23 protein-coding genes are annotated in these 22,000 nt (G+C 68.8%); 7 read left to right on the forward strand and 16 right to left on the reverse strand.

The window, feature by feature from the left end:
- The first annotated feature begins 122 nt into the window (after positions 1-122).
- Entirely contained in the window at positions 123-524 is a 402-nt protein-coding gene (locus Psi02_RS15715) for a hypothetical protein (RefSeq protein ID WP_203974745.1), read from the forward strand.
- Positions 525-605: 81 nt separating this feature from the next.
- On the opposite strand, the gene Psi02_RS15720 is transcribed toward Psi02_RS15715, so the two are convergent.
- The 3 genes from Psi02_RS15720 to Psi02_RS15730 form a co-directional block, all read right to left on the reverse strand.
- Positions 606-800, reverse strand: coding sequence for a ferredoxin (locus Psi02_RS15720; RefSeq protein WP_308442240.1), 195 nt, complete (start codon positions 798-800; stop codon positions 606-608).
- The gene (locus Psi02_RS15725) at positions 797-1,717 is read right to left on the reverse strand and encodes a pyridoxamine 5'-phosphate oxidase family protein (RefSeq protein WP_203974747.1); all 921 of its coding nucleotides are present in this window, start codon (positions 1,715-1,717) and stop codon (positions 797-799) included. The genes Psi02_RS15720 and Psi02_RS15725 overlap by 4 nt, the downstream gene beginning before the upstream one ends.
- 62 nt (positions 1,718-1,779) lie before the next feature.
- Positions 1,780-2,229 (reverse strand): VOC family protein, encoded by a 450-nt coding sequence (locus tag Psi02_RS15730; protein WP_203974748.1) that lies wholly within the window; start codon positions 2,227-2,229, stop codon positions 1,780-1,782.
- A 140-nt stretch (positions 2,230-2,369) separates the two neighbouring features.
- On the opposite strand from Psi02_RS15730, the gene Psi02_RS15735 reads away from it, so the two are divergent.
- The gene (locus Psi02_RS15735) at positions 2,370-2,963 is read left to right on the forward strand and encodes a CGNR zinc finger domain-containing protein (protein WP_239094920.1); all 594 of its coding nucleotides are present in this window, start codon (positions 2,370-2,372) and stop codon (positions 2,961-2,963) included.
- A gap of 97 nt (positions 2,964-3,060) precedes the next feature.
- On the opposite strand, the gene Psi02_RS15740 is transcribed toward Psi02_RS15735, so the two are convergent.
- Positions 3,061-3,456: a VOC family protein gene (locus Psi02_RS15740; protein ID WP_203974749.1), complete on the reverse strand. Its 396-nt coding sequence runs from the start codon at positions 3,454-3,456 to the stop codon at positions 3,061-3,063.
- Between the two features lie 100 nt (positions 3,457-3,556).
- Here Psi02_RS15740 and Psi02_RS15745 point away from each other — a divergent pair, with 100 nt between their 5' ends.
- Together Psi02_RS15745 and Psi02_RS15750 are read left to right on the forward strand one after the other, a co-directional pair.
- Positions 3,557-3,973 carry a winged helix-turn-helix transcriptional regulator gene (locus Psi02_RS15745; RefSeq protein ID WP_239094921.1) on the forward strand — a complete coding sequence of 139 codons (417 nt, stop codon included), beginning with the start codon at positions 3,557-3,559 and terminating at the stop codon, positions 3,971-3,973.
- 82 nt (positions 3,974-4,055) lie between these two features.
- On the forward strand, positions 4,056-4,811 hold the full coding sequence (locus Psi02_RS15750) for a sporulation protein (RefSeq protein ID WP_239094922.1): 756 nt from the start codon (positions 4,056-4,058) through the stop codon (positions 4,809-4,811).
- Between the two features lie 50 nt (positions 4,812-4,861).
- Here Psi02_RS15750 and Psi02_RS15755 read toward each other — a convergent pair whose 3' ends face one another.
- The 3 genes from Psi02_RS15755 to Psi02_RS15765 all read right to left on the reverse strand — a co-directional run bounded on the left by Psi02_RS15755 (position 4,862) and on the right by Psi02_RS15765 (position 6,993).
- Complete coding sequence (locus Psi02_RS15755; protein WP_203974751.1) at positions 4,862-5,491, reverse strand: DUF899 domain-containing protein; 630 nt, start codon at positions 5,489-5,491, stop codon at positions 4,862-4,864.
- 101 nt (positions 5,492-5,592) lie between these two features.
- Complete coding sequence (locus tag Psi02_RS15760; RefSeq protein ID WP_203974752.1) at positions 5,593-5,943, reverse strand: hypothetical protein; 351 nt, start codon at positions 5,941-5,943, stop codon at positions 5,593-5,595.
- Between the two features lie 255 nt (positions 5,944-6,198).
- On the reverse strand, positions 6,199-6,993 hold the full coding sequence (locus Psi02_RS15765) for an SDR family NAD(P)-dependent oxidoreductase (RefSeq protein ID WP_203974753.1): 795 nt from the start codon (positions 6,991-6,993) through the stop codon (positions 6,199-6,201).
- A gap of 122 nt (positions 6,994-7,115) precedes the next feature.
- Between Psi02_RS15765 and Psi02_RS15770 the strand changes: the two genes are divergently transcribed.
- Positions 7,116-8,066: a LysR family transcriptional regulator gene (locus Psi02_RS15770; protein WP_203974754.1), complete on the forward strand. Its 951-nt coding sequence runs from the start codon at positions 7,116-7,118 to the stop codon at positions 8,064-8,066.
- A 59-nt stretch (positions 8,067-8,125) separates the two neighbouring features.
- Here the strand turns inward: Psi02_RS15770 and Psi02_RS15775 are convergent, their stop codons facing one another.
- Complete coding sequence (locus Psi02_RS15775; protein WP_203974755.1) at positions 8,126-8,935, reverse strand: MBL fold metallo-hydrolase; 810 nt, start codon at positions 8,933-8,935, stop codon at positions 8,126-8,128.
- A gap of 231 nt (positions 8,936-9,166) precedes the next feature.
- Between Psi02_RS15775 and Psi02_RS15780 the strand changes: the two genes are divergently transcribed.
- Complete coding sequence (locus tag Psi02_RS15780) at positions 9,167-9,526, forward strand: MmcQ/YjbR family DNA-binding protein (RefSeq protein WP_203974756.1); 360 nt, start codon at positions 9,167-9,169, stop codon at positions 9,524-9,526.
- 43 nt (positions 9,527-9,569) lie between these two features.
- Here the strand turns inward: Psi02_RS15780 and Psi02_RS15785 are convergent, their stop codons facing one another.
- From Psi02_RS15785 to dnaK, 8 genes are all read right to left on the reverse strand, one after another.
- Positions 9,570-10,541 (reverse strand): acyl-CoA desaturase, encoded by a 972-nt coding sequence (locus tag Psi02_RS15785; RefSeq protein ID WP_203974758.1) that lies wholly within the window; start codon positions 10,539-10,541, stop codon positions 9,570-9,572.
- Between the two features lie 145 nt (positions 10,542-10,686).
- Positions 10,687-11,826, reverse strand: a complete 1,140-nt coding sequence (locus Psi02_RS15790; RefSeq protein WP_308442241.1) for a glutathione-independent formaldehyde dehydrogenase — start codon at positions 11,824-11,826, stop codon at positions 10,687-10,689.
- 49 nt (positions 11,827-11,875) lie between these two features.
- Entirely contained in the window at positions 11,876-12,319 is a 444-nt protein-coding gene (gene trxA / locus Psi02_RS15795; RefSeq protein ID WP_203974762.1) for a thioredoxin, read from the reverse strand.
- A 2-nt stretch (positions 12,320-12,321) separates the two neighbouring features.
- Positions 12,322-14,940, reverse strand: a complete 2,619-nt coding sequence (clpB, locus tag Psi02_RS15800; RefSeq protein ID WP_203974764.1) for an ATP-dependent chaperone ClpB — start codon at positions 14,938-14,940, stop codon at positions 12,322-12,324.
- Complete coding sequence (locus Psi02_RS15805) at positions 14,931-15,242, reverse strand: chaperone modulator CbpM (protein WP_203974765.1); 312 nt, start codon at positions 15,240-15,242, stop codon at positions 14,931-14,933. Before Psi02_RS15805 ends, clpB begins: the two co-directional genes overlap by 10 nt.
- Positions 15,239-16,213, reverse strand: a complete 975-nt coding sequence (locus tag Psi02_RS15810; protein WP_203974767.1) for a DnaJ C-terminal domain-containing protein — start codon at positions 16,211-16,213, stop codon at positions 15,239-15,241. Before Psi02_RS15810 ends, Psi02_RS15805 begins: the two co-directional genes overlap by 4 nt.
- Complete coding sequence (locus tag Psi02_RS15815; protein ID WP_203974769.1) at positions 16,213-16,890, reverse strand: nucleotide exchange factor GrpE; 678 nt, start codon at positions 16,888-16,890, stop codon at positions 16,213-16,215. The genes Psi02_RS15810 and Psi02_RS15815 overlap by 1 nt, the downstream gene beginning before the upstream one ends.
- A gap of 1 nt (position 16,891) precedes the next feature.
- A complete protein-coding gene (gene dnaK / locus Psi02_RS15820) occupies positions 16,892-18,772 on the reverse strand; it encodes a molecular chaperone DnaK (protein WP_203974771.1) in 1,881 nt (626 codons plus the stop codon).
- A 1,031-nt stretch (positions 18,773-19,803) separates the two neighbouring features.
- Here dnaK and Psi02_RS15825 point away from each other — a divergent pair.
- Positions 19,804-22,000 (forward strand): DUF11 domain-containing protein (locus Psi02_RS15825; protein ID WP_203974773.1); only part of this gene is annotated, 2,197 nt, incomplete at its 3' end.

Here is a 22,000-nt window from a genome sequence, read left to right on the forward strand (position 1 = left end):
CCCACGCGAGGCGTGCTCAGCCCCGGGCGGGTGGCGCGGCCGGTTCCTGATTCGAGGACGCGATAATCGTCGAGTAGCGGAAAACGGTGACACCCCAGGACTCATCCCCCAGCCGGACATCTGTGCCGCCGACCGACGACAGGAAGGCCGGACTCATGGTGCGCAAATACACAGCGCGGATCGTCGAATCAGGCGGCGAGGGGATACGCCTCGAACCCACCGGCGATTCCACCATCCCGGATCAGCCCAACGAGATCAATCTGCTCGGCCTGGCCGTCGCCCTGGCGCTGGGCAGCGCGGGATACGAACATCACCCGGAGCCTCGGAACACGGAGCTCCAAACGATCGAGGGGTTGCTGGCCGGTACGGCCACCATGCCGTGGAGGGCCCGGTCCACTGAGGCCACCCCTGCCGGCGACGAAGAGACGAGCGCGCCGGAAACCGCGGCCTTCGTCGTTTGCGAGCGCTCGGAAGCGGGCGTGTCGAGATGCAAGGTGGAACACCTTCCTGTCCCCACGCGGTAGATGAGCTCGAACCGTGTGCCGGCAGTGCGCTCATCGCGAGGGCCCAAGGCCCTGACGACAGGCCCAGAGGTGCCGCATCGATCAGGCCCGGTCCACGGTGATGGCCTGGACGGGACACGCACGGGCGGCCTGTTCGACCGCGGGCCTCACGGCATCGCCGGGTGTGGCGTCGTACACGAGTTCGTCGTCGTCATTGAGGGTGAACACCTCCGGAGCGGCGAACACGCATTGGGCGTGCGTCTCGCACAGTGTCATGTCCACACGGACGCGCATCATGATTGCCTTCCAGTGCGGTGGGATTCGAGGCTTGTGGCGGGGTTGAACCGGGAGTACCCGCCGAACGACCAGCGCTCCGGGAGGGCTCCGGTGACCTGGACCACCTGTTCGATGTCGAAGTCGATGAGCCGGTGCGCACCGGGTGTCGCCGCCGCCCTGTCCTGGTCCCAGTCGGTACGGGCGCGGCCGGTCAGGTGCAGCGTGTGACCGTTCTCCCAGTCGAGGAAGAGCAGGCCGCAGCGTGGGTCGAGTTCGAGATTGCCCAGGGTCATGTACATCGAGTTGCCGGTGTAGTCCGGCCACGTCAGCCGCCGGTCGCCGGTCATCGTGACGAACCCGGGGTTTCCACCGCGGTGTGAGGCGTCGGCGCCCAGGCCCGCGGCATGGGTGGCGACGAAGAACGTGTCGGCGGAGGCGATCCATCGCCGATGGGCGGGGGTCGGCTCGCGGGTGACATGTGCCGACGCGTTCGCCGTCCGGGTGTCGTCCTCGATGGCCGTGCGGGTCTGGATGTACTTCGGGCAGTTCGCGTACACCTGCTCGGTGTGGATCCGAAGCCGGTCACCGTCCGCGTGGGCTCTGCCGTTGACCCGCATCCGCCTGCGACTGGCCTGCTCGATGGCAAGCATGCCGATGTCCGCTTCGGTGGTGAACCGCCCGGCGAGGGGATCGCCCGCGCCGGGCAAGCGGGCGGCGACGATGGTGCGGTCGTCGGGTGTGGTGATGAAACCGGGCGGGCCTGTGAGCACACTGGCCCACACGGTGCCGTCGTCGACGGCGGCGATCACCAACATGCGCTGCAGGTTGAGGAAGTCGGCTGCCACCGGCGGAATGACCGCGCCCACACCGGCCGACCCGTGGGCCCCGACGGTGACGCCGGCACGGCGTTGCACCGTGCGTTCGCCTGGATGGAACATGGGAACTCCTTACGGGTCCCGGGCCGGACCACACGGCGCGGTCCGGCCCGGCGAGCGGATTTTTAGAAGAAACCGCAGGTCGGCGCGCCCTGGGTGGGTGCGGGCGCGAGTCCTGTCGCGGCCGGGGCGAAGATCTCCAGACGGATGCCGTCCGGATCGGTGAAGAACACTCCACCGGAGCTCGCACCTTCGCCGTGCGCGACGATGCCGTCGTAGATCAGTTCAGCGCCGATCTCGCGCAGCGTGGCCTCGGCCCGATGCACCGCGTCCAGGTCGGCGACCTGGAAGGCCAGGTGATGAAGTCCGGGCTGGTCGGTGGCGAACGTGCCCCCGCTCTGCTGCCACAACGTGACCGTCGGCGTACCTTCCACGCCGAGGAAGGCGAACCTACGGTCTCCGTCGCTCTGCTGTCCGATGATCTCGAAACCGAAGACCTGGCGGTAGAAGGTGATCGAACGAGCCAGATCGGTCACGTTCAACCCGACATGGCCGGTGTGCAAGGCGGCACCCATGGAAAAACCTCCGGAATTCAAGTGATCGTCGCGAGTCGGGCGCCACCGCTTTCGCCTCTTCTAACGGTTGATGCGCCGCCGTACCGCTAGATAATGTTCGCACACTTCTCACGGAGTCAACAGCCAGGTACCATTAGAAAGTGGATGTGGCAGACCTCACCGATGGCGGAGCCCCGATCCTGGGGGAGCCGTTGCCGCTCGAACTCGGCAATACCGCATACGCGGTGCGAGGCCGTCCCCGGGACGGCCTGCAGACCGCCGAGCACCTCGCCGCCTGGCTGCGAAACGTGCGGACACGCCTGGAGATTCGCCTCACGGACGCCGACCTGCTCGCCGTGACCGACGACGACCTGGCCTCCGGCAGGGAACTCCGCGACGCCATCCGGCTACTCGCGGTCGCGACCGCGGCGGGCCGGAGCGCCGACCCCGATGCGGTCGAAACGCTCAACCGTCACGCTCGGCAGACCCCGCGGTGGCATGAACTGCACCTCGCCCCCGAGCCGCACGTCACGGTGGGCACGGCGGGCCGGCCGGTCCCGGCCGTTCTCGCCATGATCGCCGAAGAGGCGGTGCACCTGTTCGCCGGGCCGCCGCGCCTGGAGGTATGCGCCTGCCAGGGACCCGGCTGCGTGCTGCACTTCGTCCGGGACACACCACGTCGGGAGTGGTGTTCGCCCGGCTGCGGCAACCGCGCACGCGCAGCCCGGCACTACGCCAAGGTACGGAAACCTTGAGCCGACACGGCCGTGCACGAAGATGGCCGCCCCGGCCGGATCGAGCAGGCCGCGCCCGGTCGGTTGTCGTCCGCCTACGGACGCGAGGGGCAGGAAGTCACACCGCCGGTGGGAGGTGACGGTGTCCCGCGATGCGCCGGACGAGATCGGGTGTCCACTCCACGTACTCGATCTCGGCGCCGTCCGCGTGCCGGGCATAGAGGAACCTTCCGGTCTCGGCCGCGGTCGCGGGAACGGTGATCCGCCCCCCGCGCGCCACGACCAGCCGGGAGATCTCGTCAAGGTCGGAGACGACCACGGTCGCGGAGGCCGGATACTTCGCCCGTTCCTCCGCCGGCACGTCGATGACCAGGAAGTGCCCGACAGCTGCGGCCTTGACGTTGTCGAACGCGAAATAGAGGTCCGGCTCTTCACCGACGAGCTCCCGCAGGACGGGCAGGGCCTGGTCCAGGTCGTCCACCCAGAGGCGGGCGTAGGTCCTGAGGACGCTCATCGATTACTCCATGAGGTTTGATGGCATTTCATACCTTTACGGTAGATAAGTGAGTTTCAGTCCGGAAGAACGCACTTTTGGGTGAGAGGGGAACCCCGAGGTGACCAAGCAGGTGACCGACGGCATGGAGCCCGCCGAGGTGAAGCGGACCGAAGCACTGGCAGCCGAGATCTTCACCGACATCGCCAACAAGTGGGCGCTGCTGATCATCAACACGATCGGCGAGAGCACCCTGCGCTTCACCGAACTGTGCGCCGCCGTCGAGGGCATCAGTCACAAGATGCTCGCGCAGACCCTGCGCATCCTGGAACGCGACGGCGTGGTGGACCGCCTCGTGTATCCGACGGTGCCACCTCGAGTCGACTACAGCCTCACCGACGCCGGGCTCGTGCTGCGTACGACGGTCAACGCCCTGTGCATATGGACCCGGCAGCACGTCGACCACATCGACCAGGCCCGTCAGCGCTTCGACGAGCGGCAGGCCCGACCCTCGTCCACGGTCGCGCAGGAGACCTGAAGGAAGCCGGAACCCGATCGTGGCGTCGTCCGTTGATCGCGGCGAGAAGCCAAGTGAGGGGTGAATGGTGTTCCGGAAGTTGATGACCGCACTCGGGGCCGGCGTCGAGGTGGACACGGTGCTGAGCACACCGCAGGTGCGCCCGGGTGGGCTCCTTCAAGGCGAGGTCCGTTTCAAGGGAGGCTCCGCCGACCACAAGGTCGACGAGATCACCATCGACTTCACCGCCGTCGTGGAGGTCGAGCACGGCGACAGCGAGCACCACGCCACCTACACCTTCCTGAGGTCCCGCGTCTCCGGCCCGTTCGAGCTCAGGTCAGGCGAGGCTCGGTCCCTCCCGTTCTCGATCCCCGTGCCATGGGAGACGCCCCTCAGCGCGATCGGCGGGCGACCGCTGCCGGGGATGCGGCTCGGGGTGGCCACCGAACTCGCACTCGCCGGGGCCCTCGACAAGGGCGACCTCGACCCGCTGTACGTCGAGCCCCTGCCGGAGCAGGGTCACCTGCTCGCCGCCCTTGACCGGATGGGCTTCCGCTTCGGCCGCGCCGACCTGGAGAAGGGCACGCTGCGCGGCTCGTCGATGCCCTTCTACCAGGAGATCGAATATCACGCGGGCCCGGAATGGCGCCGTCACTTCAACCAGCTTGAGCTGACGTTCGTCGCCGGGCCGTCCTCGATGGACGTGATCCTCGAGGCCGACACGCGGGGCGGCTTCCTGACCTCCGGCCACGACGTCTACAACCGTTTCACGGTCCGGTACGGCGACCACCCGGGAGGGGTGGAGCAGTCGTTGCGCGACGGCCTCGCCGCCATGGCCCGCCGCCGCGGCTGGTTCTGACCGAACGGTCGTCTACTCGACCACCGGCTCAACGACGCCGCAGCCCCCCGTCATCCGTACGTGGGGCGCTGCGGCCAGCCGGGCGGGGAGTCCTCCCAGTCCTCCTGCCGGCCGTACGGGGTCAGGTCGAAGATGCTGTTGGCGAAGACGAGCCGATCCACGCCGCGCGAGGTGGTGTTGTACGTCCGGTAGACGTCCTCGCCGTCGCGGAGGAACACGCTGAGCATGAAGCCGCGGCCCGCGCCGCAGTCGTCCGCGAAGGACGTGCCGTGTGACGACACGAACGGCGGCGTCCAGCCCATCCGCGCCTTGTACGCCTCGATCTGGGCGAGCGGCATGTTCGACACGGTCACCCACGTGACCCCGCGCTCGGCCAGCCCGGCCAGCCCGCCCACGGGGACGTTGTTCGTCAACCAGGTGCAGCCGGGGCAGTAGTGGTCGGGCCCGTTGTCCATGAACTGATAGACGACCAGCTGTCCCCGGCCCTCGAAGAGGTCGAGCAGGGTCTTCGTGCCGCTGGGCGTGTCGAACGCGTACCCGTCGGCGAACTTGACCATCGGGAGGCGGCGACGCCGCGCGGCGAGCGCGTCCTGAGCCCGGGTGACTTCCTTCTCGGCCTTGAGCAGCTCGTCGCGGGCCTGCTCCCACTCCTCAGCCGAAACGATCGTTGGCTTCTCCATGCGCCGATTGTCCCCGCGGAGACCGACAAAATCTCGCAGACGCCAGACGCTCGCTCTGGGGACTCCCCCGCGGCGCGTCGCCGGCGTACGGGCCCCGGAAGTCACCGGCCGTGGGACGTCCGGATCCTCTGCGAGATGACGCAGGCGTGGCGGCCTCGGTTGCACAGAGCGGACTGGGTGTTGGTCTTCCCACTGATGCTGATCGACACCTGTTGCTGGCCGTGCATGATGGTGGGGCTCCGCACCGCTGAATAATTCCGGTTCTTGACGCCGTTTCCGTTGCGCACGGGGCCATGGTCGTCAGCCGAGGCCGCGACCATGCCCGGTGTGCTCGCGCTCGCCGGCGGTGACGCCATGGCGCCCGCGATCACGATCATCAGCAGAGCGGATGTCAGCCGTCGCATGTCGACGACCACGCTGACAGACGGATTCCCCACAAGGCGACGGCTCATTTCTCTGCGCACCTGCCCCTGAAGTCATGTGGTGGCGGGTACTTCGGCATCAATGGTGTCGACTTCCTACCCCGTGACACCGCGTCGGCCGTCCTCCCAACGGCCGGATGGCGCAATCTTGGGTGCGCGTTGTCCTGTCGACGACCAAGCCGAGGCCGGGGGGTGAAGGCCTCGTCGTGAGGCGCTGGTCTCACGTGATCCTCGGCGAGGTGCACCCGCCTGGCCGATCCGCGCGGCGGGGTTCGTCACGAGAGGTCAGAAGTCCGCCAGCAGCTTCTGTGTCAGTTCGCTGAGACGCCGACGGTAGTCCGGGTCATAGGCCTCCTCGGAGGCACGCGCCTCCTTCTCTCCGTCGAAGTAGCGGCCGGTGACCTCGGCCAGTTCGGGTGCTTCCACCAGACGCCGGGTGGCCGCCACCCCCTTCTCCAGAGAGTCGACGATCTCCATGCCGGATCTCCGGGACATGGCCGTCGGCATGTACGTCGCGGGATGGACACTGTTCACCGTGACGCCGCTCCCGTCGAGTTCCTCGGCCAGATCGTGGGTGTGGCTGATGAGCGCGAGCTTGGAGCGGCAGTAGGCGGCGACGTCGGTGTATCCGCGCTCGAGTTGCGGATCGTCGAAGTCGATCGGCTGCTGGCCGATCGAGGCGACGTTGACGATCCGGGCGGGTGCGGCTCGGCGGAGCAGGGGAAGCAGTTCCCGGGTGAGCAGCACAGGCGCGAGATAGTTGACCGCGAGGCGCAGCTCATGCCCGTCGGCCGACGATTGCCGCGTGGATCCTTCGACGTGGAATCCGATGCCGGCGTTGTTGACGAGGACGTCCAGCCGGTCGTGCGATTCGGCGATCTCCGCGGCGAGACGCCGCACGTCGGCGAGAGACGAGAAATCGGCTTTGAACGTTTCGCCCCCGGTGGCTTCGGCGACCTCGTCGAGGCGCCGGGCGTCTCGCCCGTGCAGCAGCAACCGGTGCCGCCCACCCGCCGCGAGGTCTTCCGCCAGAGCGCGGCCGAGTCCGTCCGAGGCGCCGGTGATGAGAATCAGTGCCATATGTTCCACTCTTTTCCAGTAGATGGGGTTCCGTTCGCGGCAGGACGGACCATCAGGTCAGCCCGCGGGAACGTCTCGATCGTAGGTCGCCCATACATAGGAAAACCAATAGCCTTGCCTCTATGAGCCATAGACATGCCGATACCTCAGCCACTCCCCTGGGCGATGGGGCGGATGGTGGGCCGCTGGACCTGATGTTGCTGCGGACGTTCCTCGCCGTGCACCGCGCGGGCTCCTTCACCGCGGCCGGCGCGCTGCTGGGGCTGTCCCAGCCGACGGTGACGAGCCAGATACGCGCTCTGGAGGCACAACTCGATCGCCGGCTGTTCGAGCGGCTGCCCCGGGGCGTGGTCGCCACGTCAGTGGCCGACGAGCTGGCCGTGCAGGTCGCCGGCCCTCTGGACGAACTGGCGGAGGTGGCCGGACGAGGCCGCCCGGGTGGTGCGTCCTCCGAACCGGTGCATCTCGGCGGCCCGGCCGAGGTGCTGAGCATCCGGGTCCTGCCCGCCCTCGCCCCACTGGTCGAGCAGGGTCTGCGACTGCGGATCACCACCGGCCTCGCCGACGACCTGCTCGACGGCCTGCGCGCGGGGCGTTTCGACCTCGTCCTGTCCCCGATCCGCCCACGCGGGCGCTCCGTGGTCGCCGTGCCGCTCATGGACGAGGAGTTCGTGCTGGTGGCCACGCCTGTGTGGGCCGACAGGATCGGTCCCGTCGGCTGCGACGACGCCGGCCCCCTGAACGACGCCCCGCTGGTCGCCTACGCGGAGGACCTGCCCATCGTCCGCCGGTATTGGCGCCACGTCTTCCGCGCGCGTCTGACCAGATCACCCGCCGTGGTCGTCCCCGACCTGCGTGGAGTGCTGGCGGCCGTCGTCGCCGGAGCCGGAGTCACCGTGCTCCCCCGCTATCTCTGTGCCCGTGAGCTCGGCACCGGCGAACTCGTGACGCTCCTCGACCCCGACGACCCGCCCATCAACACCGGCTTCCTCGCGCAACGCCCGGGCTCGCCCGAACGCCCCCACGTCACTCTCGTCCGCGACCGGCTGCTTCGCGCGGCCCGGTCCTGGTGAGGGTGCTCCCCCGACTGGCCGCCCCGCGCACGTGAACGTGGCGGCGCGGAGAGCCGCGGTCAGGGCGTCAGCGCCGTCCACTCACCGTGATCGGCGACGCGCAGGCGGGAGGTGAGCCCGGCGTCGTCGAAGGCCCGATCGATCTCGGCGTGCCCCTCGGAGAAATGGGCCCATCCGTCGTAATGCGCGGGAATGACGATGGGCGCATCCAGGACGGCCGCGGCCGCGGCGGCACGCTCGCTGGTGAGCGTGAGGGGCCGGCCGCGTTCTTTCGCCGGCACCCGTGCCCCACCGATGAAGAGGACGGCCACATCGACGGGGCCCACCCGGCGGGCGATCTCGGCGACCGCTCCCATCGACGCGTTGTCACCGCTGACGTAGACGGTGGGGAGGTCCTGGCCCGACAGCAGGAACCCGGTGACCTCGCAGTTCACATGACCGTCCTCGTCGCGGACGCCGTCCTGCGGACCATGTACGGCGGGCAGGGCCCGGACCTCCAGGAGTCCGCCGCCATCGGCCCGCGGAAGTTCATGGGTGGTCCAGGGAGCGAGTCCGACGGCGGGCGGCCCCAGCCTCCGGGCGCTCACGGGCCCGGTCAGCAGCACCGGTGCGGCCAGAGCGAACGCCCGGCCACGCTCGTCGAGGTTGTCCGGATGGAGGTCGTGGCTGACCAGCGCCGCGTCCACCGGGCCGACGTCCGTCTCGGACGCGGCGGGGCCGGTGAGTTTGGTCAGGTACGCCTTCTGACCCGGGTCGTCGAAGGTGGGATCCGCGATGATCCGCAAACCACCGATGTCGATCACCGTCGTCGGCCCCCCGAGCACAGTGACGGCGCACCTGTGCCGTGTCGGCCCGATTCGATCTGTCATGACGGCTCCTCCCAAGCTGACGGGACCTCTTTATGACGCTCGTCCGCCGCCATATATGCCCTGGCCACCGCCGTCGGCGTCGTCACGCAGCCGGTCACGCAGTCGCAGCCGCTCACGCACGGCATCGCCACACCATCGCAGCCGAAACCGCAGACCTCGTCGTGCGAGCCCACCGCCCGTCTCGTGATGTGATGTCGTACTCACGACCGGACTGCAAGGGATGGTGGCCAGGTGGATGGCGAGGATGTCACAGGGCGGCTGCGGCACATCTGTCTGTCATTGCCGGAGGCGGTCGAGAAGCCGTTCGGCGGGCACACGGCGCCGTCGTTCCGCATACGCGACAAGCTTTTCCTGATGACCGGCGAGGACGGCGCTTCCATGACGTTCAAGGCAGGTCCGGGTGTGCAGGAGGCTCTGGTCTCGTCGGATCCCGAACGCTTCTTCGTCCCGGCATACGTGGGAGCCAAGGGCTGGGTGGGGGCTCGGCTCGACGTCGAGCAGGACTGGGACGAGATCGCCGGGCTGGTCGAAGACAGTTACCGGTTGATCGCGCCGAAGCGGCTCGTCGCGCTGCTCAACCGCCCGGTGTGAGGTCGACCATGGATCCGGCGCGGGCCTGAAGATCGATATCCGATCATCCGCCTCGTGCCTGCTCGCCGCGCGCGAGGCGGGCGAGCCGGGCAGGCGTCGGCCACCGCACGTCGTGGACGAGACCGAGCTTCTCGAAGATCCAGATGAGCCGGGCCGAAATGTCGATCTGGCCGGGCCGTACACCGTGCCGGGCGCACGTCGGGTCGGCGTGGTGCAGGTTGTGCCAGGACTCGCCCATGCTCAGGATCGCCAGTGGCCAGAAGTTCGCCGACCTGTCGCGCGTGGTGAACGGCCGATCGCCGATCATGTGGCAGATCGAGTTGACCGACCAGGTGACGTGGTGGAGCAACGCGATCCGGACCAGACCGGCCCAGAAGAAGGCGGTCACGGCCCCCCACCACGTCCAGGTGAGCAGACCGCCGAGGACGGCGGGCAGGATCAACGTGGCGGCGGTCAGCGGACCGAACAGCCGGTGGACCAGGCGGATGTCCCGGTCGGTCAGCAGGTCGGGGATGAACCGCTGCTGGTTGGTCAGGTCACGGTCGAGTACCCAGCCCATGTGGGCGTGCCAGAAGCCACGCGCCAACGCCGCCGGGGAGGTGCCGAACAGCCAGGGTGAGTGCGGGTCGCCCTCTTTGTCGGAGAAGGCGTGGTGGCGGCGGTGGTCGGCGACCCAGTGCAGGATCGGGCCCTGCACCGCCATGCTGCCGACCACTGCCAGCGCGACCCGGAGGCCGCGGCGGGACTTGAAGGCGCCATGGGTGAAGTAGCGGTGGAAGCCGACCGTCACGCCGAGGCACGTCACCGTGTAGAAGAACGCGGCGAGGATGACGTCGACCCAGCCGAGTCCCCACCCCCAGGCGACCGGCACAGCCACGATCACCGCCAGCAGCGGCACCGCGACGAAGGCGTAGACCGCCGCATGTGCCGGGAGCGGACGCTTGCCGTGGAGGATCGGTTTCGGACCGGGCGCGGTCCCCTCGGACAACAGTGGCTGGGCAACGACCTCGGCCATAAACGTCACCTTTGCTCAGCAGCGGTTATGCCAGACCATAGCCCGCCGGAGCGTCCGCCACTCCGCTGTCCGACGAACCCTGGTGGGTCAGCACATGAACGCACCGGCACCGAAGACCCCGATCCAGATCCCCGGAGACCGCGTGTCAGCTGAGCTTGCCGGGATGGAGGACGACCTTCGTCCAGCCGAGATCCCGCCGGTCGAAATGTTCGTAACCCCGCGGCGCGTCGTCCAGGTCCAGTTCGTGCGAGACGACCCAGGACGGCCGGGCCTTCCCCTCGTGGATGAGCGTCATGAGCGCCCGGTTGTAGCCCTTCACGTTGCACTGGCCGTTGGCCATCGTCTGGCCCTTGAACCAGAACATCCCGTAGTCGAAGGCGATCTCCCCCTGCTTGTAGAGATCGTTCGGGCTACCGGGATCCGACGGGACGAAGACGCCGACGACACCGATGGTCCCGGTGAACTTGACCGATCTGACGAGGTCGTTGAGCGTCATGTTGGGGTGCTCGTGCCCCTGCGGGTCGTGCGCCTGGTAGCCCACGCACTCGCAGCCCCGGTCGGCGCCCAGGCCCTTGGTGAGCTCCATGACCTGATCGACCGGTGGCATCCGGGAGTCGTCGATCGCGATCGCGCCGATCTCCTCGGCCTTGGCGAGCCGGTCGGGGTGGCGGTCGACGACCATCACCTTGCTCGCGCTCCTGAGTACGGCGGAGTAGGCGGCCATCAGCCCGACGGGCCCCGCCCCGTAGATCACGACCGAGTCGCCCGCCTCCACCTGGGCGAGCCGGGTCGCGTGCCAGCCGGTCGGCCAGATGTCGGCGAGCATCACGTAGTCGTTCTGCTTCTCCTTGGCGTCGTCCGGGAGGACGAGGCAGTTGACGTCGCCGTACGGCACGCGCAACAACTCGGCCTGGCCGCCGTCGTAGGGCCCCATGGCCGCGAAGCCGTACGCCGCCCCGGCCATGCCCGGCTCGGGATTGGTGGTGAGGCAGTAGGCCGTCAGGCCCTTTTCGCAGTTCGCGCAGAAGCCGCACGAGATGTTGAACGGGATGCAGACCACGTCGCCGACGCGTACGTGGTCGACGGCCGATCCGACCTCGACCACCTCGCCGAGGTTCTCGTGACCGAGGACGCGGCCCGTCTCGAAGTCGGTCCGCCCTTCGTACATGTGCAGGTCCGACCCGCAGATGTTGGTCGTGGTGATGCGGACCAGGACATCGGTGGGCCGCTCTATGAGTGCGTCCGGGACTCTCTCGACATTGACCTGCCGAGGTCCCTCGTACACCACGGCTCTCATGATTTCCCTCGCATGCGGTTGGTTGCGTTCGGAGAGGTCAGGCGGCCAGCGCGGCGTCCACCCATTCGCGTAGGGCGGGAGCCGACGCCGCACCCGCCCGCCGGGTGACGACTCTCCCCTGATCGATCACTACAAGCGTCGGGATGGCCTGTACGGCGAAGCGTTCCGACAGCCGGGGCGCGTCGTCGACGTTCACCTTCACCAGCTTCAGGCGACCGGCCAGATCGGCCGCGATCTGCTCCAGCGCCGGGCTGACCTGGCGGCACGGCGCGCACCAGGGTGCCCAGAAGTCGACGACCACCGGCATTCGAGCCGCCTCGACGACATCGCTGAAGTCGTCGTCCCCCGCCTCGGTGACCCAGGGAAGCGGCTGGTGGCAGTCGCCGCACTGCGGGATCCCCGAGGCGGCACTGGGCAGCCGGTTCTTCCGTCCGCACTTCGAGCATCGGACGACGCTCGCGTCCTCGGCCTGTGACCGCATGGTCAGACCTCCGGATTCTCGTACGTCACCGAGAGTGTGCCGCCGGTCAGTCCGACACGGATGACCGCGCCGTCGACGACATCGCCGGCGACCAGGGCGCGGGCGACGCGGGTCTCGATCTCGCGCGCGATGAAGCGGCGCAGCGGCCGTGCGCCGTAGACGGGGTCGAACCCCTGCTCGGCGATGAAGCGCACGGCCTCGGGTGCGACCTCCAGTGTCATCCTGCGTTCGGCGAGCCGGATCCTGATCTCGGTGAACATCAGTGACACGATCTGCTCGATCTCCGGCTCGGTGAGCGGCTTGAACAGCACGATGTCGTCGATCCGGTTGAGGAACTCGGGCCGGAACCGCGCGCGCAGTTCGGCCATCACCATCTCGCGCACCTCGGGGTCGATCTCGCCCGTGGGAGCGGCCTTCTCGCTCAGGAAGTGCGAGCCGATGTTGGACGTCATGATGATCACGGTGTTGCGGAAGTCGACCGTACGGCCCTGGGCATCGGTGAGCCGCCCGTCGTCGAGCACCTGCAGCAGGGTGTTGAAGACGTCCGTGTGGGCCTTCTCGATCTCGTCGAACAGCACGACCGAGTACGGCTTGCGCCGTACGGCCTCGGTGAGCTGGCCGCCCTCCTCATAGCCGACGTATCCGGGCGGTGCGCCGACCAGCCGGCTGACCGTGTGGCGCTCCTGGTACTCGCTCATGTCGACGCGGACCATGTTGTCCTGGGTGTCGAACAGCGCCTCGGCGAGGGTCTTGGCCAGTTCGGTCTTCCCGACGCCGGTCGGGCCGAGGAAGATGAACGACCCGATGGGCCGGCGCGGGTCCTTGATCCCGGAACGCGCCCGGATGATCGCGTCGGAGACGGCCTGCACGGCCTCGTCCTGACCGATGACGCGCTCGTGCAGGATCTGGTCGAGGTGCAGCAGCTTGTCCCGCTCGCCCTCCTGGAGCCTGCTGACCGGGATGCCGGTCCAGCGGGACACGATGCCGGCGATCTCCTCTTCCGTGACGACCTCGCGGAGCAGCCGCCCCGCACCGTGCTTGGATTCCAGTTGCCTCTCCGCGGCCTCCAGCTTGCGTTCCAGCTCGGGCAGCCTGCCGTGCATCAGTTCGGCGGCGCGGTTCAGGTCGTACGTGCGCTCGGCCTGCTCGGCCTCGCGCCGGACCACCTCGATCTCCTGGCGCAGTTGCTGCACCTTGTGCAGGGCGTGCCGTTCGGCCTCCCACTGGGCGCGCATGGCGTCGGCCTGGGCGCGCACATCGGCGAGTTCGGCGCGCAGCGCCTCCAGGCGGGTCCGGCTCGCCGGGTCGTCCTCCTTGGCGAGGGCCGCCTCCTCGATCTCCAGGCGCATCACCCGGCGCGTGAGCTCGTCCAGCTCGGCCGGCATGGAGTCGATCTCCGTACGGAGCATCGCGCACGCCTCGTCGACCAGGTCGATCGCCTTGTCGGGCAGGAAGCGGTCGCTGATGTAGCGGTGGCTCAGGACGACCGCGGCGACGATGGCACTGTCGGTGATCTTCACGCCGTGGAACACCTCGAGGCGCTCGCGCAGGCCGCGCAGGATGGAGACGGAGTCCTCCACCGACGGCTCGTCCACGAAGACGGGCTGGAAGCGGCGCTCCAGCGCGGCGTCCTTCTCGATGTGCTTGCGGTATTCGGTGATCGTCGTCGCGCCGATCATGTGGAGTTCGCCGCGGGCCAGCATCGGCTTCAGCATGTTCCCCGCGTCCATGGCGCCCTCGGCCGCGCCCGCGCCGACGACGTTGTGAACCTCGTCGACGAACAGCAGGATCCGCCCTTCCGCCGACGTGACCTCGGTGAGCACGGCCTTGAGGCGCTCCTCGAACTCGCCGCGGTATTTCGCCCCCGCGACGAGGGCGCCCACGTCGAGACTGAAGATCGTTTTGTCCTTCAGGCCCTCCGGGACGTCGCCTCGGGCGATGCGCTGGGCGAGGCCCTCCACGATCGCGGTCTTGCCGACTCCCGGGTCGCCGATGAGGACCGGATTGTTCTTGGTCTTGCGGGACAGGATCTGCACGACCCTGCGGATCTCGCCGTCGCGGCCGATGACCGGGTCGAGTTTGTCCGCCCTGGCGGCGGCGACCAGGTCACGGCCGTACTTCTCCAGAGCCTCGTAGGCGACCTCCGGGTTGGCCGAGGTCACCCGCTGGTTGCCGCGCACCTGCGTGAGGATCTCCAGGAAGCGCTCGCGGCTGAGGCCGTGCGCCTTGAGCAGCCGCCCCGCGGCGGTGTCCGGCCCCTCGTCGAGCAGTGCGAGCAGCAGGTGCTCGACCGAGACGTACTCGTCCTTCAGCCGCCTGGCCTCCCGATCGGCGGCCTCCAGCAGACGGGACAACCGCTGGGTCAGGTACACCTGGCCGGGCGCGGCGCCGGGACCGGTCACACGGGGCCGGTGTCCCAGCTCGGCCTCGAGCTCCAACGCCAGCTTGTCCGCGTCGGCGCCGGCGGCCGAGAGCAGGCGTGGGACCAGCCCTTCCGGCTGTTCCAGCAACGCGGACAGGAGATGCTCGCCGTCGACTTCGGTGTGCCCGAAGCGGGTCGCCTTGGTCTGCGCGTCGTGCAGGGCCTCCTGTGACTTCTGGGTGAGGCGGTTCACGTCCACGGCATGCCTCCGGGAGTTCTCGCGCGGGTCCGCAGAGCCGCTTCGAGCTCCGCGATGCGGTCGAGCAGGTCCGCCACCAGACCCAGCGAGGCGTAGTTGACGGCCAGTTGCGTGTGCAGCCTCTGCAGGCGCCCGGCGGCGGCGAGCTGGGAGGGCGGGAAGCACAGGTCCCCCGCCGCGTCGCGGAAGGCGTCGATCAGGCCCAGCGCGACCAGGCGGCGCACCAGTTCCGGATGCAGGCCGGTCGCCTGTGCGAAGGACTCCAGGTTCAGGAGCGGGAGCCGTACGAGGGGATGGCTCATGGCCTGGTCCTCCCTCCCGATTCGGAGCGCGGGTTGACGCTGGAGACGCCGGCCAACTGCTCATAGAGGCGGCGCTCCTCGGCGCTCAGCGTGCGCGGGACCATGATCCGGACCTCGGCGAACAGGTCCCCGGGGTCGCCGCGAGGGTTGGGCATGCCCTGCCCGCGCAGGCGCAGGCGGCGCCCGGAGGAGGAACCGGGCGGAACCTTGACCTTCGCCTCCCCGCCCGGGGTCTCGACCGCCACGGTCGCGCCCAGCGCGGCCTCCGCAGGGGTGAGGGGCAGCTGGACGTGGATGTCGCGTCCCTCGACGCGGTAGCGGGGGTGATCGCTGATTCGCGCGATCAAGTAGAGGTCGCCCCTCTTCGCGCCGCCGGCGCCCTCGCCGCCCTGACCCGCGAGCCGGACCCGCTGCCCGTCGCGGACGCCCGGGGGGATCGTGACCTCCAGCGTCCGGAATCCTCCGCGGCCGGGAAGGGTGATCGTGCGGCGGCCGCCGCGGTGGGCTTCCTCGACCGTCAGCGGCAGCTCGGCCTCCTGGTCGGCTCCGGGCATCGGACCCCAGCCGCGGCCCCGGCGTCCCCCGCGCCCCCTGAACATGCCGCCGAACAGCTCCTCGAAGTCGATGCCCTCTCCGGTCTCGAACCGGACCTCCTGCCCGGCCGGGCCGCGCGCCCACCCGGCCCGGCCTCCCGTGCCCGCACCGGCCCGGGCCCGGGCGTACGCCGCCGGGTCCACCCCCTCGGGCACCTGCCGGAAGTCCCGGCCGAACGCGTCGTAGCGCCGGCGGGTCTCAGGATCGGACAGCACCTCGTACGCCTCCGACACCTCTTTGAAGCGGTCCTCGGCCCCGGGGTCCTTGTTGACGTCGGGATGGTAGGAGCGCGCGAGCTTGCGGTAGGCCCGCTGGATCTCCTCGCGGCCGGCCGTTCGCGGCACCCCGAGGATCTCGTAGAAGTCGCGGTCCGCCATCAGTCCTCCGCCTTGGTGGACACGACGACCGACGCGGGGCGCAGCTGGTCGGGACCCTCGCCGTAGCCGGGCCGTACGACGTCGACGACCGTGCCCGGCTCGGCCTCCAGGTCCTCCACCGTGCTCACGGCCTCGTGCCTGGCGGGGTCGAACCGCGTCCCGAGAGCCTCCACGCGGGGGAAGCCCAGCCGGGCGAGTACGGCCACCGCCTGGTCGCGGACGGCGCGGACGCCTTGGATGACCGCGCCGGGATCGGCGTCGGCGTCCGCGTGCCGGAGCGCCAGTTCAAGGTTGTCGATGACCGGCAGCCACTCCGCGGCGACCCGCGCCCGCTCGTCGAGCCGTTGTCTGGCGATGTCCCTGGCCGTCCGCTTCCGGAGGTTGTCGAGCTCCGCGACCGCACGCAGCCACCGATTGTGCAGATCCTCCAGCCGGGCGTCCGTGCCGGCGCTCGTCTCGGCGCTCTCGCGGGCCGCCCCGGGCCCCCTCGCATGCGGCTCGGGTTCGACCGCCGTCGCGCCGGTTTCGCGGGCCGTCCCAGGTGCGCCGGTTTCGCGGGCCGTCTCAGGCGCGCCCGGCTCCTGCGGCCTCCCGGTTACGGCCGGCCGCTCAGCGGCCGGTCCCGCCTCCGCGGCCTCGGCCGCCGGAGCGCGCGGGTTCCTATCCTTGTCGGTCATGTCACTCCGGACTGGTGAACTCGGCGTCGATCACGTCCTCGTCCGGCCCGCCGGCGCCGGGCTGCCCCGGCTGCTGCCCGGGCTGTCGCGGCTGGGCGCCGGCCCCCAGCGCGTGGAAGACCTGCTGCAGCTCCCCCGCCAGACCGCGCAGCCTGTCGACGGGCGCCTCTTCCTTGATGGCCTGACGGGCGTCGGCGATCAACTGTTCCGCCCGGGCCTTCTCGTGGACCGGAACGGTGTCCCCGAGCTCGGACAGGCGCCGCTCCACCTGGTAGGCGATCGAATCGAGCTCGTTGCGGGCGTCGATCGCCTCGCGGAGAGCCGCGTCGTCGGCGCGGTGTCGCTCGGCGTCGGCGATCATCCGGTCGATCTCGCCGGTGTCCAGGTTGGAGCTCTCGCTGATCGTGATGCGCTGCTCGGCTCCGGTGTCCTTGTCCTTGGCGGTCACGTTGAGGATGCCGTTCGCGTCGATGTCGGAGGTGACCTCGATCTGCGGCACCCCGCGGGGCGCGGGCCGGATGTTCTCCAGGCGGAACCGGCCGAGCACGCGGTTGTCGGCGGCGCGTTCCCGCTCGCCCTGCAGGACGACCACGTCGACGGCCGACTGGTCGTCCTCGGCGGTGCTGAAGATCTCGGTACGGCGGGCCGGGATCGTGGTGTTCCGATCGATGATCTTCGTCATGAGACCGCCGAGCGTCTCGACCCCGAGCGACAGCGGGGTGACGTCGAGCAGCACGACGTCCTTGACCTCGCCCCTGATGATGGCCGCCTGGACCGCCGCGCCGAGCGCCACGACCTCGTCGGGGTTGACCGTCATGTTGGGGTCTTTTCCCGTCATACGGCGCACGGTCTGCTGGACCGCGGGCATGCGGGTGGACCCGCCGACCAGGATCACCTCGTCGAGATCGGCCGAGGTCAGCTTGGCGTCGGCCATGGCCTGCTCGACCGGCCCCCTGACGCGATCGATCAGGTCGGCGGTGATCTGTTCGAACGTGGACCGCATCAGCGTGGTGTTCAGGTGCTTGGGCCCGTTCGCGTCCGCCGTGATGAACGGGAGGCTGATCTGGGTCTGGCTGACCGCCGACAGTTCCACCTTGGCCTTCTCGGCTGCCTCGAAGAGCCGCTGCAAGGCCTGGGGGTCGGCGCGGAGGTCGATTCCTTCCTGGCACTGGAACTCGTCGGCCAGGTGGTCGACGATCCGGCGGTCGAAGTCGTCGCCGCCCAGGTGGGTGTCCCCGGCGGTGGCGCGGACCTCGACCACGCCCTCGCCGATGTCGAGGATGCTGACGTCGAAGGTCCCGCCGCCCAGGTCGAAGACGAGGACGGTTTCGCTGCCCTTCTTGTCCAGGCCGTACGCCAGGGAGGCCGCGGTCGGCTCGTTGATGATGCGGAGGACCTCCAGGCCGGCGATCTTGCCGGCGTCCTTGGTCGCCTGCCGCTGGGCGTCGTTGAAGTAGGCGGGCACGGTGATGACGGCCTCGGTGACCTTCTCGCCCAGGAACTTCGCCGCGTCGGCCACGAGTTTCCTCAGCACGAAAGCCGAGATCTCCTCCGGCGCGTACTGCTTGTCCTTGACCTTGAACCGCACGGCCCCGTCGGGACCCGCCGCGACGTCGAACGAGACCGCCTTGATCTCGTCGTGCACCTCCTCGAACCGCCGGCCCATGAACCGCTTGGCCGAATAGATCGTGCCCTTCGGGTTCAGGATCGCCTGGCGGCGGGCCATCTGGCCGACCAGGACCTCGCCCTGATCGGTGAACGCGACCACGGACGGCGTGGTCCGCGACCCCTCCGCATTCGGGATGACCGTCGGATGGCCGTCCTCGGTCGTCGCGATCACGGAGTTCGTCGTGCCCAGATCGATGCCTACTGCCTTCGCCATCTCCCTAATCCCCTCACGAATCCCGAGCGTCCATCCCGGCCCCGGTTCCGCTGGTCCCGGTCGGAATGCGCCAGCCGAACGCTCCGGCCAGGAGGTCCGTTCCGTATGCGTGACCGCTACTTGAAGGTCTTCGTGGACATCCGGGCGGTGTTCAGCACCCGCCGGGCCTCATCGGCGGAACCGTATTGCGCGACTCGCGCTCGTTCCGGGTTCTCATGGATCAACCTCCCGATGGTCGGTTGTCCCTACTGCCGAGAAGCCTCGCCACCGCTCCATCAGCCACCGCTCAGAGACGGGCGGCCCGCCCCGAACCCTCTACATATCCAGCCAAAGCGCGCGCACGCCTCTCTCGAAACCCTCAGATGCCCATTTTTGGATCAAACAACGAAGGCGGGCACTTCCCTTGACCGACTCCACCTACGTTCACGAAAGACCCATGGACCTCCGCCCATGGGCCCGCCTGCCCGATCAGGCGCAACCTCCCCCATGTTGCCCATCGGCCACCGAGGTGGGGCTTCGCCTGTCGCCCGGCATCGCCTTCCTCCGGCGGCCCGACTCGCGGAACGCCGCCGGAGCGAACCGATCACCCCGGGAAGAAAACCGAAATATCAGTATCCGGGTGCATCGCGGAACCGATCTCCGACTATTCCTTTATCACCCTGCAATTGGTTATACCGGGCAGTCGTGGACGCGGATCCGCGTACGCCAATTGACGACATACGCCAATAAATCAAATCACTGACAAGGATATGACCAGACAGATGACCAGAGTTGGCGTTCGCCTGATGCCTCAGCCCTCGGCGATCTGGTTATCCTCTCCCTGTCCCGACCAAGATCATGGCGTGACGAAATAGGCAAGCCCCCCGTTCAAAACGATCCGGCACGTCTTGCCGGAATTCCTCCGGGAGGTCGGTTTGCTGGTCGGGGCTTACGCGCGCAAGGGTTTCCTCGGAAGCGCTTTCACGGGATTCGTGGCATGTGCGGTCGGCCTGGGGCCGATGGCGTACGCCTCTTCCGCCCCATTGCGAGATGTGACCACCGATCTGCCCGTTGTGATCAGTTGCGGTCCGGACCAGCAGGGCCCGACGCTGCGGCTCACACGGGAGATGCAGCCTGGTGACGACCGCGCGATCGTCACGGTGCTCGTCGCCAACACCAGCGGCGTCGACGCGAAACAGGCGAGTTTCTCAGAGAACCTTTCCGCCGTCCCCGGCAACGGGGTCGTGGGCACTGTGCAGACGACCTCGGGCACGCTGACCTACGACAAGCCGCTCCTCAAATGGACAGGCGATCTCGCCGCCGGTGACAGCGTGACGATCCGTTACGCCGTGCCGACGCCCGCCGAGCAGGTGTCCATCCCCACAGTCGACGCGAGCGCGGGGCAGACCTGCGAGACCACGACCAGCCGATCCGAGGCCGAGACCGGGCAGGCCGAGACCACGCGGGCCGATGCCACGGCTGATCCGGCGCCCGCCACCCCCGGAGACACGGCTGACCCGGCGCCCGTGGCCCCCGGAGACACGGCTGCTCGGCGCGGGTCGTCCAAGAGGATTCCGACCGAGGCCGACGCGGCTCGATCGAGGGCGAAGGCGGGAGCGCGAGTGGCGCTCCGGTCGCCGATCGCGTTCTCCCAGCGGTATTTGGACAATTACCGAGGGGCGGTGACCCGTGCGGGGAACGCGGTGGTGACCTGTTATCCGCCGGCGGTGGCGGACTGTCCCACCCGCCGGAACGGCTCGGGCAACAACAGCGTCGCCGCCACCTTCATCGACGTGGACAGTGACGCGTCGACGTTCAACTCCAGTACCGCCGACCTCGCGATGTCGCCTGGTGCGCAGGTGGCGTACGCACGCCTCTACTGGGGTGGGCGGAGCCAGACCACGACGGACACACCGGGCCTGCCGTCCGGAAACCGCTTCGCACCGAACAACAGCCTGCGCGGGCAGGTCCTGATCAAGGCCCCGGGCTCGACCGCCTACCAGACGATCACCGCCTCGGCCGCCGACATCGGCGACACCCCTGACAACGTCACCGCGACCGGAATCGTCTACGGCGCCTCCGCGGATGTCACGTCTTTGGTGGCGTCGGCGGGTGCCGGCACCTACTCGGTGGCGAACCTGCAAGCCGCCCGGGGCTTCGACGGCCTCGGCGCGTTCGGCGGCTGGTCCCTCGTGGTGGCCTACCGGGACGCGTCCCTGCCGTTGCGGAACATCTCGGTGTACGACGGCTTCCTGGAGCAGGAGAACGGCGCGCCGAACACCACGATCAACTTGTCCGGCTTCCAGACTCCGGTCACCGGAACCCCGAACGTCCAGTTGGGCCAGATCGCCTACGACGGTGACAACGCGATCGTCGGCGACTCTTTGAGCATCAAGACCACCAACGGACCGCTGACCGTGCTGAGTGACGCCATCCACCCGGCCAACAACTTCTTCAATTCCACCATCGGCACACTCGGGAACCAGGTGCTCACCCGGAATCCCGCCTTCACCAACACGCTGGGATACGACTCCAACATCGTCAACGCGTCTTCGGCGTTCCGGAACAACGACACCTCGGCCCAGGTCACCTTCAGCACCGTGGGTGACGCCTACTGGCCGCACGCGTTCTTCACACAAATCGACCTCCACCAGGCGAACATCCAGATGACCAAGTCCGCCCAGGTGATAGGCGGCGGGGTACCCGCGCCCGGATCCGTCGTCGAATACACCATCACCGCGACCAATGTCGGGGACGACAACGCCATCGGAGTGGTGCTCTCGGACCCGATCCCCGCCAACACCATCTACGTACCGGAGACCATCTCCGTGGCCTCGGGTCCGAACACCGGTCCCAAGACGGATGCCGTCGGGGACGACCAGGGGGAATTCGTCGCCAACCGGGTCGACGTCCAGTTGGGAACCGGAGCGGGCCCCTTCAACGGCGGCACGTTGGCGGTCGGCCAGTCCACGTCCGTGAAATTCCGGGTCACACTCGGGCCGGATTCACCCGGCACGACGGTGACCGACACCGCGACCGTCGTATACGCCAGCGCTGACACGCCCACCCAGCAGGGAGCGTCTTCCGGGACCACGGCGACGGTGGTCCCCGCACAGGTCTCGTCGTTGGCGTTGCTGAAGACCGCCTTCCCGAGCACGGTGTTGTCGGCCGGGCGGACGGTGACGTACTCGTTCCTGGTCACCAACACCGGCCAGACCACCCTCACCGGCATCAGCGCGACCGACACCT

The organism is Planotetraspora silvatica, assembly GCF_016863315.1.
Classification (GTDB): domain Bacteria; phylum Actinomycetota; class Actinomycetes; order Streptosporangiales; family Streptosporangiaceae; genus Planotetraspora; species Planotetraspora silvatica.

What these genes read in the sequence shown, in the direction of transcription:
- Psi02_RS15720 (WP_308442240.1), bottom strand. Translation starts at nt 800, where the DNA reads ATGATGCGCGTCCGTGTGGACATGACACTGTGCGAGACGCACGCCCAA.
- Psi02_RS15725 (WP_203974747.1), bottom strand. Translation starts at nt 1,717, where the DNA reads ATGTTCCATCCAGGCGAACGCACGGTGCAACGCCGTGCCGGCGTCACC.
- Psi02_RS15730 (WP_203974748.1), bottom strand. Translation starts at nt 2,229, where the DNA reads ATGGGTGCCGCCTTGCACACCGGCCATGTCGGGTTGAACGTGACCGAT.
- Psi02_RS15740 (WP_203974749.1), bottom strand. Translation starts at nt 3,456, where the DNA reads ATGAGCGTCCTCAGGACCTACGCCCGCCTCTGGGTGGACGACCTGGAC.
- Psi02_RS15750 (WP_239094922.1), top strand. Translation starts at nt 4,056, where the DNA reads ATGACCGCACTCGGGGCCGGCGTCGAGGTGGACACGGTGCTGAGCACA.
- Psi02_RS15755 (WP_203974751.1), bottom strand. Translation starts at nt 5,491, where the DNA reads ATGGAGAAGCCAACGATCGTTTCGGCTGAGGAGTGGGAGCAGGCCCGC.
- Psi02_RS15760 (WP_203974752.1), bottom strand. Translation starts at nt 5,943, where the DNA reads ATGAGCCGTCGCCTTGTGGGGAATCCGTCTGTCAGCGTGGTCGTCGAC.
- Psi02_RS15765 (WP_203974753.1), bottom strand. Translation starts at nt 6,993, where the DNA reads ATGGCACTGATTCTCATCACCGGCGCCTCGGACGGACTCGGCCGCGCT.
- Psi02_RS15770 (WP_203974754.1), top strand. Translation starts at nt 7,116, where the DNA reads ATGAGCCATAGACATGCCGATACCTCAGCCACTCCCCTGGGCGATGGG.
- Psi02_RS15775 (WP_203974755.1), bottom strand. Translation starts at nt 8,935, where the DNA reads ATGACAGATCGAATCGGGCCGACACGGCACAGGTGCGCCGTCACTGTG.
- Psi02_RS15785 (WP_203974758.1), bottom strand. Translation starts at nt 10,541, where the DNA reads ATGGCCGAGGTCGTTGCCCAGCCACTGTTGTCCGAGGGGACCGCGCCC.
- trxA (WP_203974762.1), bottom strand. Translation starts at nt 12,319, where the DNA reads ATGCGGTCACAGGCCGAGGACGCGAGCGTCGTCCGATGCTCGAAGTGC.
- Psi02_RS15805 (WP_203974765.1), bottom strand. Translation starts at nt 15,242, where the DNA reads ATGAGCCATCCCCTCGTACGGCTCCCGCTCCTGAACCTGGAGTCCTTC.
- Psi02_RS15810 (WP_203974767.1), bottom strand. Translation starts at nt 16,213, where the DNA reads ATGGCGGACCGCGACTTCTACGAGATCCTCGGGGTGCCGCGAACGGCC.
- Psi02_RS15815 (WP_203974769.1), bottom strand. Translation starts at nt 16,890, where the DNA reads ATGACCGACAAGGATAGGAACCCGCGCGCTCCGGCGGCCGAGGCCGCG.
- dnaK (WP_203974771.1), bottom strand. Translation starts at nt 18,772, where the DNA reads ATGGCGAAGGCAGTAGGCATCGATCTGGGCACGACGAACTCCGTGATC.